The 14,475-nt window shown below is 76.2% G+C and carries 14 protein-coding genes; 7 read left to right on the forward strand and 7 right to left on the reverse strand.

All coding sequences use genetic code 11. The features are described from left to right. The first annotated feature begins 38 nt into the window (after nt 1-38). Both AB0C76_RS30825 and AB0C76_RS30830 read left to right on the forward strand, forming a co-directional pair. Nucleotides 39-1,226, forward strand: a complete 1,188-nt coding sequence (locus AB0C76_RS30825) for a UDP-N-acetylglucosamine--N-acetylmuramyl-(pentapeptide) pyrophosphoryl-undecaprenol N-acetylglucosamine transferase (protein WP_359971883.1) — start codon at nt 39-41, stop codon at nt 1,224-1,226. 30 nt (nt 1,227-1,256) lie between these two features. Next, on the forward strand, nt 1,257-2,273 hold the full coding sequence (locus AB0C76_RS30830) for an SDR family NAD(P)-dependent oxidoreductase (protein ID WP_359971885.1): 1,017 nt from the start codon (nt 1,257-1,259) through the stop codon (nt 2,271-2,273). A 58-nt stretch (nt 2,274-2,331) separates the two neighbouring features. Here the strand turns inward: AB0C76_RS30830 and pcp are convergent, their stop codons facing one another. Genes pcp through AB0C76_RS30845 form a run of 3 tightly spaced genes read right to left on the reverse strand, consistent with a single transcriptional unit; the run spans nt 2,332 to nt 4,700 of the window. Next, entirely contained in the window at nt 2,332-2,976 is a 645-nt protein-coding gene (gene pcp / locus AB0C76_RS30835) for a pyroglutamyl-peptidase I (protein WP_359971887.1), read from the reverse strand. Nucleotides 2,977-3,006: 30 nt separating this feature from the next. After that, nucleotides 3,007-3,975, reverse strand: a complete 969-nt coding sequence (locus AB0C76_RS30840) for a DUF979 domain-containing protein (protein WP_359971889.1) — start codon at nt 3,973-3,975, stop codon at nt 3,007-3,009. Continuing rightward, the gene (locus AB0C76_RS30845; protein ID WP_359971891.1) at nt 3,972-4,700 is read right to left on the reverse strand and encodes a DUF969 domain-containing protein; all 729 of its coding nucleotides are present in this window, start codon (nt 4,698-4,700) and stop codon (nt 3,972-3,974) included. Before AB0C76_RS30845 ends, AB0C76_RS30840 begins: the two co-directional genes overlap by 4 nt. A 161-nt stretch (nt 4,701-4,861) precedes the next feature. Between AB0C76_RS30845 and AB0C76_RS30850 the strand changes: the two genes are divergently transcribed. The 4 genes from AB0C76_RS30850 to AB0C76_RS30865 are packed head-to-tail and all read left to right on the forward strand — an operon-like array spanning nt 4,862 to nt 7,837. Beyond that, entirely contained in the window at nt 4,862-5,551 is a 690-nt protein-coding gene (locus tag AB0C76_RS30850) for a GntR family transcriptional regulator (protein ID WP_359971893.1), read from the forward strand. 23 nt (nt 5,552-5,574) lie between these two features. Further along, a complete protein-coding gene (locus AB0C76_RS30855; protein ID WP_359971936.1) occupies nt 5,575-6,357 on the forward strand; it encodes a 5-oxoprolinase subunit PxpA in 783 nt (260 codons plus the stop codon). Next, the gene (locus tag AB0C76_RS30860) at nt 6,354-6,977 is read left to right on the forward strand and encodes an allophanate hydrolase subunit 1 (protein ID WP_359971895.1); all 624 of its coding nucleotides are present in this window, start codon (nt 6,354-6,356) and stop codon (nt 6,975-6,977) included. Before AB0C76_RS30855 ends, AB0C76_RS30860 begins: the two co-directional genes overlap by 4 nt. Further along, entirely contained in the window at nt 6,974-7,837 is an 864-nt protein-coding gene (locus AB0C76_RS30865; protein ID WP_359971897.1) for a biotin-dependent carboxyltransferase family protein, read from the forward strand. Before AB0C76_RS30860 ends, AB0C76_RS30865 begins: the two co-directional genes overlap by 4 nt. A 256-nt stretch (nt 7,838-8,093) precedes the next feature. On the opposite strand, the gene AB0C76_RS30870 is transcribed toward AB0C76_RS30865, so the two are convergent. Next, nucleotides 8,094-12,809, reverse strand: a complete 4,716-nt coding sequence (locus AB0C76_RS30870) for a hypothetical protein (RefSeq protein WP_359971899.1) — start codon at nt 12,807-12,809, stop codon at nt 8,094-8,096. Nucleotides 12,810-12,871: 62 nt separating this feature from the next. Here AB0C76_RS30870 and AB0C76_RS30875 point away from each other — a divergent pair, with 62 nt between their 5' ends. After that, the gene (locus AB0C76_RS30875; RefSeq protein WP_359971901.1) at nt 12,872-13,255 is read left to right on the forward strand and encodes a hypothetical protein; all 384 of its coding nucleotides are present in this window, start codon (nt 12,872-12,874) and stop codon (nt 13,253-13,255) included. Here AB0C76_RS30875 and AB0C76_RS30880 read toward each other — a convergent pair. The 3 genes from AB0C76_RS30880 to AB0C76_RS30890 form a co-directional block, all read right to left on the reverse strand. Further along, nucleotides 13,211-13,894, reverse strand: coding sequence for a DUF402 domain-containing protein (locus AB0C76_RS30880; RefSeq protein WP_359971903.1), 684 nt, complete (start codon nt 13,892-13,894; stop codon nt 13,211-13,213). The genes AB0C76_RS30875 and AB0C76_RS30880 overlap by 45 nt on opposite strands. Beyond that, nucleotides 13,891-14,046, reverse strand: coding sequence for a hypothetical protein (locus AB0C76_RS30885; protein ID WP_359971905.1), 156 nt, complete (start codon nt 14,044-14,046; stop codon nt 13,891-13,893). The genes AB0C76_RS30880 and AB0C76_RS30885 overlap by 4 nt, the downstream gene beginning before the upstream one ends. Before the next feature lie 81 nt (nt 14,047-14,127). Then, entirely contained in the window at nt 14,128-14,454 is a 327-nt protein-coding gene (locus tag AB0C76_RS30890; RefSeq protein ID WP_359971907.1) for a hypothetical protein, read from the reverse strand. Between the last annotated feature and the right edge of the window lie 21 nt (nt 14,455-14,475).

Consider the following 14,475-nt stretch of genomic DNA (forward strand, 5'->3'; position numbering starts at 1 on the left):
TGAGAAGTCTCTTAGACGGCCTGAGCAGGCTCGTCGGCATGTGGACGACGACGAGAGAAGACGAGGTGCACGACCGGCGCCCGCCGCTGTCGGTGGTGATCGGGGCCGGCGGCACGGGTGGGCACATCTATCCGGGGCTGGCGCTGGCGGAGGCGCTGCGCCGGGCCGATCCGCGGGCGGTGATCTCCTTCGTGGGCACCGAGCGCGGTCTGGAGACGACGCTGATCCCGCAGGCGGGCCACCGGCTGCACACGGTCGACATGATCCCCTTCGACGCCTCGCTGGGCCCGCGCCGCTACCTGCTGCCGGCGGCGCTGCTGCGCTCGGGCCGACGGTGCAGGGAGATCCTGCGGGAGCAGGGCGCGCAGGTGGCGGTGGGGATGGGCGGGTATCCGAGTGCGCCGGTGATCGTGGGCGCGCGGATGGCGGGGCTGCCGAGCGTGGTGCACGAGTCGAACGCGGTGCCCGGGCGGGCCAACCGGTTCGCCGCCCGGCTCACCCCGCACGTGGCGCTCGCCTTCGACCGCACGCGGGAGCACCTGCCGGCCGGGCGGGAGGTTCAGACGGTCGGGATGCCGCTGGTGGGGGCGGTGGCCCGGTTGGACCGGGCGGCGCTGCGGGCCGAGGCGCGGCGGCACTTCGGCGTGCCGGAGGGCGCCGGGCTGCTGGTGCTCAACGGCGGCAGCCTGGGGGCGGCGCGGCTGACCGCGGCGGCCGTCGAGCTGGCCGGGCGCTGGCGCCACCGCACCGATCGGCGGCTGCTGATCAAGACCGGTCCGGCCGCGCTCGACCAGGTGCGGACGGCGCTGGCGGGCAACCCGGTGGCGCAGGCGGTCGCCTACCTGGACCGGATGGACCTGGCGTACGCGGCGGCCGACCTCATGGTGTGCCGGGCCGGCGCGGCCACCGTCGCCGAGCTGTCGAGCGTGCGGATGCCGGCCGTCCTGGTGCCCTACCCGCACGCGCCGCACGACCACCAGACGCACAACGCGCGGGTGCTCTCGGACGCGGGCGCCGGCCTGCTGCTGGCGGACGGGGAGTGCACCGGTGAGCGCCTGGCGGAGCTGGTGGATCCGCTGCTCGCGGATCCGCGGCGGCTCGCGGCGATGGCCGAGGCGGCCGAGCCGGGCGACCACGCGGTCGCCGCCGACCTGCTCGCCGCGAAGGTGCTGCGCGTCGTCGGGCGGGCGCCCGCCCCGCTGGTCCCCGCCCCGTACGGGCTCTGAGAACACCCGAAGAACTCCTGGAGGACAGTCATGACCGACATCAAGCACGCCGTGCAGCAGGACTGGAGCGGGCGGACCGTCCTGGTCACCGGCGCCGAGGGCTTCATCGGCAGCACCCTGGTCGACCTGCTGGTCGAGCGCGGCGCCCGGGTGCGGGCCCTGGTGCACTACAAGCCGTACGCCGAGCGCGGCTACCTCGCCCGCTACCTGGCCGGCCCCGACGGCGCCGTGGAGATGGTCGCGGGCGACGTGCGGGACGCCAACCGGGTCCTGGACGCGGTCGCCGGCTGCGACACCGTCTTCCACCTCGCGGCGCTGATCGGCATCCCGTACAGCTACCAGGCCCCCGAGGCGTACGTGCAGACCAACGTCGTCGGCACGCAGAACGTCGCCGCGGCCTGCCTGCGCCACGGCGCCCGCCTGGTGCACACCTCCACCAGCGAGGTGTACGGGACGGCGATCACCGCGCCGATCGACGAGCGGCACCCGCTGCAGCCGCAGTCCCCGTACTCCGCCTCGAAGATCGGCGCGGACATGATGGCGCTGTCCTACTGGCACGCCTTCGAGCTGCCGGTCGCGGTGGTGCGCCCGTTCAACACCTACGGCCCGCGCCAGTCGGCCCGCGCGGTGATCCCCACCGTGCTGGCCCAGCTCCACTCCGGCGCACGGGAGATCAGGCTCGGCTCGACCACCCCGACCCGTGACTTCACCTACGCGACCGACACCGCGGAGGGCTTCCTGGCCGTCGCCCGCGCCGACCGCGCGCTCGGCGAGGTCGTCAACCTCGGCACCGGCAGCGAGGTGTCGATCGGCGACCTGGCCAAGGCGATGATCGTCGCCTCCGGCCGGGACGCCGAGATCGTCGTCGACCCGAGCCGGCTGCGCCCGGGTGGCAGCGAGGTCGAGCGGCTGCTGTCCGACAACCGCAAGGCACGCGAACTGGCGGGCTGGGAGCCGCTGGTGGGCCTGGACGAGGGGCTGCGCCGCACCTCCGACTGGGTCGCCGGGCATCTGCACCTGCTCGCGCCGGAGCGTTACCAGGTCTGACGGGCCGCCGCCGGAACAGTGGTGACGGACCGTCGGGTCCGTCACCACGGGCGGGCTTTCAGTGGGTGGCACCCTCCGGGACGCGCAGGTCGGCGGAGGTGGTGGCCGCGGCGGTCAGCAGGGCGCGCAGCGCGTGGGCGACGGCGTCGGCCGGCAAGGAGGGCTGGGCGCGGTCGAGGACCTGCTCGGGCAGGGCGGGTATGTGGACGAACCCGCCGCGCACGCCGGGGCGTTCGGTGGCGAGCAGGTGCATCAGCGCGTAGAAGACGTGGTTGCAGACGAACGTCCCGGCGGTGTGCGAGAGGGACGCGGGCAGGCCCGCCGCCCGGACGGCGGCCACGCAGGCCTTGACCGGCAGCGTCGCGAAGTAGGCCGCGGGGCCGCCGGGGACGACGGGCGCGTCGACGGGCCGGGCGCCCGCGTTGTCGGGGATGCGAGCGTCGTCGACGTTGAGGGCCACGCGCTCGACGGTGACGTCCGGCCGGCCCGCCGCCTGGCCCAGACAGACCACCAGGTCCGGCGCGCACTCCCCCACCGCGGCGCGCAGTTCCTCGGCCGCCCGCCCGAAGACGCAGCTCAGGCGGACGGCGGTGACCAGCAGCCCCTCGGGCGGCTGGTCGGCGACGAGGCGGGCGACCTCCCAGGACGGGTTGACGTCGGCGCCGTCGAACGGTTCGAAGCCGGTGAGCAGGACCCTGGTCATGGGCGGCCTTTCTGGAGGAGACGGAGCGGGTCAGAACGCGAAGAGCGACATGATGGCGATGTTGCACACCAGCAGCGCGCCCGCGGTGGGGATCTGGGCCTTGATCGGCCCGTACTGGTCCTTGAGTTCGAGCAGTGCCGCCGGGACGAGGTTGAAGTTGGCCGCCATCGGGGTCACGAGCGTGCCGCAGAAGCCGGCCAGCATGCCCACGGCCAGGACGACGCCCGGGTGGCCGTGCAGCTGGGTGATGAGGATCGGCCAGCCGATCGCGGCGGTCATCACCGGGAAGGCGGCGAAGGCGTTGCCCATGATGACCGTGAACAGGGCCATGCCCAGACAGTAGACCGCCACCGCCGCGTACTTGCTGCCGTCCGGCAGGAAGTGGGTGGTGATCCTGCCGACCTGGGTGCCGACGCCGGCGCTCTGGAAGATCGAGCCCAGCACGGCCAGGAGCTGGGGCAGCAGCAGCGACCAGCCCATCGCCTCCAGCAGCCCGCGCCCGGAGTGCAGGGCGACGACGGGGTTGCGCTCGCGGGTGAGCAGCAGCGCGATGCCCAGGGCGACGAGCGAGCCGATGCCGAGCCCGAGGAGCGTCTCGCTGCCGGTCTGGAGCAGTGGACTCCCGCCCAGGTGCACGCCTTTGAGGAGCGTGCCGCAGGCGAGTGCGACCAGCGGCAGGGCGAGCGCGGGGACGAACAGCTTGCTGCCCAGGCGCTCGGCGGAGGCGGCCCGCTGCTCGGGGGCGGCGGCCGTGGCGGTGCCGCGGCCGGTGAGGCCGAAACCGGCCAGGCAGATCATCGCCAGGACGGCGGCGCCCAGCGGGGCCGCGGGCGCGCTCTTGTCGGCCACCCAGCTGCCGTAGACGAAGCTCGCGCCGAGCAGGCCCCAGAAGGCGGCGCTGCCGTAGCGCTTGGGGTTGGTGCGGTCCACGGCCATCTGCGCGGCCATCGCGAGGAAGACGGCCCCGACCAGCCAGTACAGCCACTCGACCTTGATCACTTCGTCTTCTCCTCGGCCCGGGTGGCGGCAGCGGTCGTGTTGCCCGTGGCGGGAACGTCCTGGACGTCCCGGGCGAGGGTGGCGTCCAGGCGCAGCAGGCGGGCGCCGTGGACGAGGGTGGCGCAGACCGCGGTGGGGATGGCCCACAGGGCGAGCTGCACCGGTTCCAGGTCGGTGTGGTAGGTCGCGTTGACGAAGCCGGTGATCAGGAGGATCGAGCCGACGGCGAGGAAGCAGTCCTCGCCGAAGAACAGGCCGACGGTGTCGGCGCTGGCGGCGAAGGAGCGCAGGCGTTCGCGGGCCCGTTCGGTCAGGGTGCCGTGGCGGCGCTCGGCGGCGGCCTCGGCCATCGGCGCGATCATCGGGCGCACGGCCTGGGCGGGCCCGCCGAGGCCGGTGAGGCCGAGGGCGGCGGCGAGCTGGCGCACCACCAGGTAGACGGCGAGCAGGCGTCCGGCGCTGACCCTGGCGAGCTTGTTCATCAGGGTGCGGGCCTGCTCCTGCAGGCCGTGGCGCTCCAGGAGGCCGATCACGGGCAGGGTGACGGCGAAGAGGGTCACCGAGCGGCTGGAGGCGAAGCCCGTGCCGAAGGCCTCCAGGACCTTCACCGGGCTCATCCCGCCCAGGAGTCCGGTGACGACGCCGGCGGCGCCGACGACGAGGAGCGGATTTCGCCGGGTGGCGAACCCGGCCACCACGACGAGGATGCCGACAAGAACGATCATGTTCCTGACCGCCTTTCAGAGGGGCCTCCGCCCCTGAAGGGTGGCCGTCGGGGACGCCGCGGGCGGAGGAGGTCCCGGCCGGGTGTGGCCGCGACCGTTCGGGGGTTGCCGCGAGGCTAGGGGATTGTGGAACAATCCGACAAGAGTTCAGGAGGTGGAACGTGACCGGGGTTTTCGACGCACTCGCGGCCGACCGGAGCCGGATCGAACGCGCCAGTGCCGCCCAGCGGGTGGCCGACGTGCTGCGCGACCACATCACCGAGGGCCGGCTCGCCCCCGGCACCCGGCTGTCGGAGGAGGCTCTCGGCGACGCGCTCGCCGTCTCGCGCAACACGCTCCGCGAGGCGTTCCGACTGCTGGCCGACCAGCGGCTGGTCGTGCACGAGCTGAACCGCGGCGTGTTCGTACGGATCCTCAACCCGGCCGACGTCGCCGACATCTACACGCTGCGCCTGGCCCTGGAGACGGCCGGCGTGCGCGCCCTGCGCAGCGCGGCGCCCGAGCGCCTGGCGGCCGTGCGGGCCGCGCTCGCCCGGGCCGAGGCCGCCGAGGCGCTCGGCGACTGGGTCACCGTCGGCACCGCCGACCTGCACTTCCACCTGGCCGTCGCCGGGCTCGCCGGCAGCGAGCGGATCGACGAGTGCATGGCGCGCCTGGTCGCCGAGCTGCGCCTGGCCTTCGCCGCCGTCCCCTCGGCGCGCGAGCTGCACGCGCCGTTCCTGCGGCGCAACCAGACGCTCACCGGACTGCTGGAGTCGGGCGAGATCGACGACGCCGAGGTGGAACTGACCCGGTACCTCAACGACGCGCGCGCGGTGATCACCCGGGCGATGACGGGCGGCGTGAGGTGACGCCGCCCGCCTCGACGGCCCTCATGGACCTCGGCGCCGGCCGCGGCGGGGACGTCATCGACCTCAACGCCGATCTCGGCGAGGGCTTCGGGCGCTGGACCCTCACCGAGGACGAGGCGCTGCTGTCGGTGGTCACCAGCGCCAACGTCGCCTGCGGCTTCCACGCCGGGGACCCGTCCACCATGCGGCGGGTGTGCGCCCTGGCCGCCGAGCGGGGCGTGCGGATCGGCGCGCAGGTCTCCTACCGGGACCTCGCCGGGTTCGGGCGCCGCGCGATGGACGTGCCGCCGGACGAACTGGCCGACGAAGTCGCCTACCAGATCGGGGCGTTGCAGGTGTTCGCGCAGGCGGCCGGGGCGCGTGTCGCGTACGTCAAACCGCACGGCGCGCTGTACAACCGGACGGTGCACGACGAGGAGCAGGCGCAGGCGGTGGTCCGGGGCGTCCAGCTGGCCGCTCCCGGCCTTCCCGTCCTCGGGCTGCCCGGTTCGCGACTGCACGAGGCCGCCGGGCGGGCCGAACTGCCGGTGGTGGCCGAGGCCTTCGCCGACCGCGCCTACACCCCGAACGGCGCGCTCGTCCCGCGCCGCGAACCCGACGCCGTCGTGCACGAGGCGCACGCCGTCGTCCACCGCTCGGTCGCCATCGCCCGCGACGGCGAGGTCACCGCGCGCACCGGCGAACGCGTCCGGCTGCGGGCCCGCTCCCTGTGCGTGCACGGCGACACCCCCGGCGCCGCGGACCTCGCCCGCCGGGTCCGAACGGCCCTGCGGGCGGCCGGAGTCCGGGTGGAGGCCTTCGCGTGAGCACGCGGGTCCTGCGGGTCGGCCTGGACGCGCTGCTGGTCGAGCTCGACGACGCCGACGAGACCGCCGCCTTCCACGCCGAACTCCAGCGCCGGCGCGCCGCCTCCGTGCTCCCGCCCGTCGCGGAGGTCGTGCCCGCCGAACGGACCGTCCTGCTCGACGGCGTCGCCGACCCCGACGCCCTGGCCGCCGAACTCACCGGCTGGTGCGTGCCGCCGCTGCGGGCGACGACCGACGAGACGGTGACCGTCCCGGTGCGCTACGACGGCGCGGACCTCGCCGAGGTCGCCGCGCTGTGGGGGGTCGCCGAGGACGAGGTGGCGCGCATCCACTCCGCGACCGAGTTCCGCGTCGCCTTCAGCGGCTTCGCCCCCGGCTTCGGCTACCTCACCGGCCTGCCCGAGCGCTACCGGGTACCGCGCCGGGCCGTCCCGCGGCCCGCCGTCCCGGCCGGCTCGATCGCCCTCGCCGGCCCGTACACCGGCGCCTACCCGCGCTCCTCCCCCGGCGGCTGGCAGCTGATCGGGCACACCGACACCGTGCTGTGGGACCCCTCCCGCGAGCGCGCCGCCCTGTTCAGCCCGGGCACCCGGGTCCGCTTCGTCATCGAGGGAGCATGAGCGTCACCGTACTGAGCACCGGCCTGCTGACGACCGTCCAGGACCTGGGCCGCCCCGGCCACGCGCACCTGGGCGTGCCCCGCTCCGGCGCGCTCGACCAGCCCGCCCACCGGCTCGCCAACCGCCTGGTGGGCAACCCCGCCACGGCCGCCACGCTGGAGACGACCGTGCTCGGCTGCGCGGTGCGCACCGGGCGCGCCGTGACGGTGGCCGTCACCGGTGCGCCGTGCGCGGTCCGGGTCGACGGACGGCCCGCCGCGTGGGCCGCCCCGGTGCGGGTGCCCGCCGGGGCGCTGCTGGAGGTCGGCGCGGCGACGTCCGGCGTGCGCAGCTACGTGGCGTTCGCGGGCGGACTCGCCGTCACCCCCGTGCTCGGCAGCCGCTCCACCGACCTGCTGTCGGGGCTGGGCCCCGCGCCCCTGGCCGTCGGGGACGAGCTGGCGCTCGGCGAACCGTGCGGCCCGGCGGCCGGGGCGGACGTGGTCGCCTCCCCCGCCGCGCCCGACCCGCTGCTCCTGCCGGTGCTGATCGGCCCGCGCGACGACTGGTTCACCGAGCGCTCCCTCGCCGTCCTCACCGGATCCGGCTACCGCGTCTCCCCCACCAGCAACCGCATCGGCCTGCGCGTGGACGGCCCTCCGCTGGAACGCGCCCGCGAAGGCGAACTCCCCAGCGAGGGCATGGTCCTGGGCTCCGTCCAGGTCCCGCCGGACGGCCGCCCGGTGGTCTTCCTCGCCGACCACCCCACCACCGGCGGCTACCCCGTCATCGGCGTCATCCCCGCCGCCGCCCTGCCCGCCGCCGCCCAGGCCACCCCGGGCACCCCGGTCCGCTTCACGGCGGTACGGCGCCGGCGGTGAGCCCGGCCGCACGACATCCCAGGTGACGGCTGCCTGCGGCCACGGGCACGATCACCACCGAACTCGCCCGTGCCCTCACTCACAGGCCGACAGGCCTGCGCGAGGTCGGGGACCCAGGACGTCCGCGCCCGTAGGGCGGTACCGCCGCCGCGGGGCCCCGAAGGGCGCTCGACGCCGAGCTTCCCGACGGGCGGGCGCACCGGGCCGCCCATGAGGTCGCCGAGGCGGCCGAGGGTGCCCGTCGGGCCCTGGCCGGTCACTGCGGGCCGCCGGGGGTGCCGTGGAGGGCGGTCCACGTCGTGGTGAACAACTCGTGCAGCGGGAGCGGGGGTTGGATGCGGGGGAAGGGGGCGTGGATCTCGTTGCGCCACAGGGGGCGGACGGTGTGGGTGGCGAGTTTGGGGGTTTCCAGGGGGAGGTGGGGGGACTTGAGGTCGGTCCACTCGCCGGGGAGGAAGAGGGTGCGGCCGGCGCGGGGGCGTTTGGCTTCGGTGACGGTGCCGGTGGCGAGGAGTTCGGTGCGGGCGGCGGCGTGCTGTTTGGCGGTCCAGGCGTTCCAGCGGCGGACGTTGCGGTCGGTGGGAGCGGCCAGGGTGGCGAGCTGGAGGTAGAGGGCGGCCGCGTCGGGACCGACGTCGAGGTGGCGGGCGGCATGGGCGACGAGGCCGGGGCAGGAGTGCTGCGGGTTGGCCTCGTAGGCGCCCGCCGGGACGGGCGTGGTGCGGGCGCGGTGCATCATCCGCTCCAGGCCACCGCCGGGCAGGTACGGCATGAGGACGTTCAACTCGGCTGTCAGTTCCGGGATTTCGCGCACGCTCCGGCAGGCCTGCGGATCGCTCAGCGCGGCCGGGCGCAGGAAGGCCCGGCCGCTGGGCGAACAGACGACGAGCGGGCCGGCGTCGTGGGCCACGGGCAGAGGGGCGTCCGTGTCCTTGCGGCGGCCTTCGGCCACCGGCAGGCACTCAGGGCCGAAGCGGTGCGCCAGGCCTTCGGGGGTGTCCTTGACCGCGGCTCGGCCCATCGCCAACAGCAGCTCCGGACGGCCGAGTTCGGCGCGCAGGCGCTCGTACAGGTCGAACGCTCCGGCCACCGCCGGATCGCCGACCGGACGGTCCGTCCACGCCCACACCAGGGCGCTCGCGGCCTGCCGCAGGTTGAGGCCCACCGGGGTGCCGTAGGGCAGGGCGGGACCGCCCGGCGGGACGGCGCGCACCTCCACGCCGCTCCCGTACGGGGTGGCCACGAGCTCCCAGCCGGCCGCCTCGACCGCCCCGTCGGCGGCGGCCGCGGAGCCGCCGGCCAGGCGGCGGGCCCAGACCTCGGGCAGGCCCAGGTCCGTCTCCAGGCTGTCCGCGGCCGCGTCGTCGACGGCGGGCAGGGCGCCGAGGCGCTCGCACCACACGGCGGCCATCCGCTCCGCGGCCGCCTCGACGCCGCCGGGGCGCCACAGGTCGGCCGGGTCCTCGGGCAGGGCGGCGGCCAGGACGGCCCGGCGGCCCTCGTCGCCGAGGCGCCCGCGCAGTTGGTCGTAGGTGTCGGCGGTCATGGGGGTGGCCCTGTACGGGGCCTTGGTGACCAGGGCGCGATGGTCGTCCCGGTCGGGACGGGCGGGCAGCCCGGCGAGCACCAGGCGCGCCAACGTCTCTCGCACTCCGGCGAGTTCGGCGAAGCGCGCGACCGCCTCCGCGGGCAGCGCGAGCGGCCCGTCCGTCTCGACGGCGGCGACGAGGGCGCGCAGCCGGGCGGCGTCGTCGCGGTCGACGCGCACGAGCCGGGCGGTGGGGACGGGCTGCGCGAGCGTCGCGTCGGCGCCGGTGACGAACCAGCGCTGCGACGCCCCCTGCGCCCGTACGCGCGCCGACGCCACCGCGAGGCCGTCCGCGCGCAGACGGGCCAGGGTCGCGGTGTCCGCGCGCCCCGCCCACCAGCGGCTGCCCGCGCGGGCGAACGGCTGGTCGGACCAGGTGCCCAACAGGGCCAGCAGGGCGGCGCGTTCGGCCTCCGGGGTGGGGGCGACCGCGGCCCGCCAGGCGGCGGCGTCGATCGCGCCCAGCAGCTGCGGCCACTCGTGCGGGGGCGCGGGCGGCGAGAGGCGGCGGACCTCCTCGCCGATGGCGCCCGCCAGGTGGGCGCCGTCGGCGGCGAGCGCGCCCAGGGTGGCGGGCAGGGGTGCGGGCCGGCCGTCGGGCCGCCCGGGGCCGTCCGGGAGCAGCCCGAACAGGGCGGGCATCAGCTCGGTGTCGGGCGCGCTGCGGCGCGGCAGGACGGGCGGGGTCTCGGCGAGGATCGCGACCCGCCGGTGCAGGGCGAGGCGGCGCTCCTCCACCCGGGCGGCCCGCAGGGCCACCGCGGCGACCGCCTCGACCAGCACCGGGTCGGTGACGTCGGGCAGTTCGCGGGCGACGGCGGCGCGCAGGGTGCCGGGGCCTTCGAGGGCCGCGGCCAGCAGGGCGTCGGCGACGGGTCGGGTGACGGCGCGCAGGGCGCGGGAGGCGGCCCGGTCGCGGGTGCGCAGCAGGTACCAGTAGGCGGGCGGCAGGGCGGTGCCGCCGGAGGCGGTGACGGCGCGGATGGGGGTGCCGCGGGAGCGGCGGGGCGTGTCGTGGCCGTCCTGTTCCCACAGCAGGATGCCGTCGGGGGTGTAGGCGCGGACGCCGGTGCGGGTCTGGGATTCGGCGAGGACGACGTCCTCGGCGGCGCCTTCCGGGGGTGCCCACAGGCCCCAGGGGGTCTGGCCGGGGCGGTCGATGTCGAAGCGGGCGGTGCGGCCGTCGACGCTTTCGAGGAGGAAGTGGTCGGGGGCGTGGTTGCGGTGGCGGGTGCGGTACAGGACGCGGGTGCCGACGAGTCCGTCGCGGCTGCCGAGGGGGGAGCCGGTGAGGGTGGCGGGCAGCGGGGCGAGCTGGAGGTCCTCGTGGGACAGGGCCATGCCGGTTTCGGCGGGCAGGGCGGGGTCGGCGGGGCGGCCGGGGAAGTCGGGCAGGGACAGGTCGCCCTGGGGTTCGCCGGTGACGGGGTCGACGGGCCGCCAGGGGCGGCGGCCGAAGACGGCGTTGGTCCAGATCCGCGTGCCGTCGCCGAGCTGGAGCTCGTCGCCGTCGATGCCGTGGGTGTCGCCGGGGCGCAGCACGTGCCCGCCGCTGTGGCGTCCGGTGCCGTCGGCGGTCTCGAACTGGAAGCCGTGGGCGCCGTCCAGGCTGCCGTCGTAGGGGACGAGGCCGCGGAGTTCGCCGGGGGTGAAGGGGGCGTCGGGGCGGTCGGCCCAGACGGCGGTGTCGCAGTGGTAGGGGCTGGGCTTGAGGGTCCAGCTGACGAGGAAGGAGCCGCCGGCGTAGTGGGCGGCGAAGAGGGTGGCGTCGTCGGGGACGGTGAAGCGGCAGGTGGCGCGGATGCCGTCGGGGGCGACGGCGACGGCGCGCTCGCGGTTGAAGACGGTGAGGACGGGCCAGGTGCAGGTGATGCCCTCGATGCCGGTGGAGCCGTCTGCGTGCTCGGCTTCGAATTCGGCTCGGACCGACTCCAGGGCCGGCCAGGCCAGTTCCTCCGGCAGTCCGGCGGCCAGGGAGCGCCGCAGGGCGCCGGCGGCGCCGGCCTCGGCGAGGGCGTCGGTGATGCCGGCGAGGGCGGTGACGGTGGGGCGGTCGAGGACGGTCTCCAGTTCGGTGACGGCTTCCTCGGCTCCGGCCATGCCGCCGCCGGCGACGGTGTCGACGAGGCGGGCGACGCGGGCGGCGACCTCCTGGGCGATGCCCTGGTTGCCCGGCAGCAGGGTGATCGCCGTGCCGGCCCGGCGGCGGGCGGACCCGTGGTGCGGGAGCAGGCCGGCGTGGACGGTGCCTTCCAGGCGGGGGCCGAAGACGGGGTCGGCGGCGAGGGCGGCGAGGTCGCGGCGGGAGTCCTCGCCCCAGAAGCGCAGGCGCGTCTCGGGGCCGGGGTCGGTGACGGGCACCTGGGCGGCGAGGCACGCGTCGAGGAGGTCGGCGTCCAGGCCCTGCCAGTGGTAGCGGGTGGTGTGGAGTGTCACGGCGGTGCCGCCGGTCCGCAGGAGGGGGCCGAACTCCTGCACCGTGTCGAGGAGTTCGGACGGGAGCTGCTGGCGGGCGACGCCTCCGCCGGACTGGCGCGCGTACTGGTACATGTGGGCGAAGTGCCCGAGCCAGCGGTGCAGGCCGCCCTCCGGGACGATCCGGCCCTCGGCCATCGCCCGCACCGCGCCGCAGGCGATCAGCAGCCGCAGCCAGGCGCCGCCGTCGGTGGTGCCGGAGGGGAAGAGCTCCACGAGGGCGGAGAGGTCCGCGCCGGTGGGCGGATGGGCGTTCAGGAGCGGCGCGGCGTCGTCGAGCAGGGCGGCCGGGAGAGCCTTGTCCCGCGCGGTGGCGAGGATCGCGCCGGCCATCCGGGCGACCTCGCCGTCGCCGTGTCCGGCGGCCTTGGCGGAGGCGCGGGCGCGGCGGACCAGGTCGGCGGGCAGGTCGGCGGGTGAGGCGGCCCAGGCGGTGAGCAGCTCGTCGAGGGCGCCGTGGGCGGCGGACGGGTCCAGCGTTTCGGCGAGGAAGCGCTGGTGGGCGGCGAGTTCCTTGGCGGGCAGGGCGCCGCACCCGGCGAAGAGCAGGGCGTTGGCCCGCCGGTAGCCGGGGTCGACGGGCAGGCCGTGGGCGGACTCGGCCGCGCGGGCGGCGACGTAGGCGCGGGCGGCGGCGCGGATGCCGTTGCGCAGCAGGCGGTGGCCGACGGTGTCCCAGAACCACGGCAGGTGCGCGGGCGGCAGCCGCCGGGCCCGTCGTGCCATCAGGTCGACGAACCCGCCGGGCTTCTCCCAGTACCGGTTGAACTCGCCGTTCATCTCCTCGACCGCCTCGCGCGCGGCACCGGCCGCGCCGGGGTCGTGGACGGCGGCCCAGTCGGCGTACGTGGTCGAGGCGTACGCGCCGGTGGCGGTGGCGGGCAGGAGGGACTCCAGCGGGGCGATCATGCTCCGGATCGTCGCACGGGCCTGTGACAGCGCCCGCGAGGGGGCCGGGCACGATGGGGCCGGTGATCACTTTCACCTGTGCGACCTGCGACGACGCGCTGAGCGCCGGCCTGCGCGAGGCCCGCCCCGCCGCCGATGGCGGGCAGCGGGCGACAAGGCACGGGATCGGCAGGCCGCGGACGGCGCAGGGCAGGTACGCGGCCGGACGGGACGGGGCGGTGTTCGTCCTGCACCCCGACGACGTGCCGGGCACCCGCCGGCACCCCGGCAGCGGGCGGCGCAACGGGCGTTGCGGGCTCGACGGCCTGGACGGGCCGAACCTCGTCCGTACGGGCTGCGGCGCGGAGGTCGCGACCGAGGAGGCGGACCGCCGGACGTCGAACCTGGTCGCGCTGATCGCCTCAGCCGTCCGCGCCGCCCTCGAAGTCGCGGGCGGCGAGGGGTAGTTCGGGCAGCGGCCAGCTGGGGTCCGGTGTCCAGGCGGGCCAGCCGCCGGCGAACGGGCCGGCGCGGTCCTGCAGCAGGCCCAGCGCGCGCTCGCGGGCCGCGTCGACGGCGCCGTGCAGACGCTCGTCGACCACGCCGAGGCGGCGCAGCTGCTCGTACTCGTCCTCGTCCTTCCAGCGGTGGGCGGACAGGTCGGGTTCGACCACCAGGTCCACGGCGAGGTCCATGGTGTCGATCCCGATGCCGGGACGGCGGCGGTGCGGCACCTCGAAGTTGACGTACCAGTGCAGCGGGGTGTGGGTGGCGGCGTCCTGGAAGCAGTGGACGGAGAAGTGTTCGCCGGTCAGGAAGCGGGAGAGCAGTTCGGTGCGCTCCCAGCGGTGGGGGGCGAGCGTCCAGGTGCCGGAGGCGAGGTCGTCGAGGCCGCTCTTGCGGGTGGCGTCGTCGCGGGTGCGGCGGGCGTCGATCCAGGAGGTCGGGGCGAGACCGGCGATTCCGGGCCAGTGGGCGAGGGTGAGGGTGTCGCCGGTGTCGTCGATCACCCGCTGGGGCATCGCCGTCCACACGCGCCCGGCGTGGACGTCGCGGCGCACGGCGGTGGCGCCGGGGCGGAAGGGTTCGGGCCGGCGGCCCGTCACCGGGCGGGCCGGGCCTGGCAGGCGGGCTGGTGCCAGGTCGTGCGCACGGGGGTGCCGTCGGGCAGGAGGTGCTCGGTGTGCCAGGTCCGGCAGCAGGCCGGGCGCTGGTACGGGCGGCGGCGGGGACGGGGGGACGCGGTGCGCAGGGTCATGCCCGGCGTTCTGCCACCGCCGGGCGTCGCCCAACCCCTCGGCACCCGAAAGGGCGACTGGTGGTTTGACCGGGGCTCAGGTCAGCCGGCGGCGGTGGGGGCCTGGGTGTCCGCCGCGTCGGCGGCGAGCTTGCGTTCGTCGGCCCGCAGGTTCTCGGCCTGTTCGCGCAGGCGCCGCCCGGCCCAGCCGTAGGACGCGCGGGCGTCGGGGGTGGTCATCCGCGGGCCGATGGTCTCGGCCAGTTCCCGCGCGGTGTCGAGCAGGTCGGCGAGTGCGCCGAGCAGGGCCGCCTCGTCCGGCCGGGCGACGTCGGCGCGGCGCGTGCGGGCGCGGGGCAGGGCGTCCTCCCTGACCTGCGTCCTGGCCTCGCGGACGGTCCTGGTCATCGCCGCTATGTCGGCGTCCATCCCGGCCTCCTGCTTTCCGTG

The organism is Kitasatospora sp. NPDC048722, from assembly GCF_040650235.1.
Lineage (GTDB): Bacteria > Actinomycetota > Actinomycetes > Streptomycetales > Streptomycetaceae > Kitasatospora.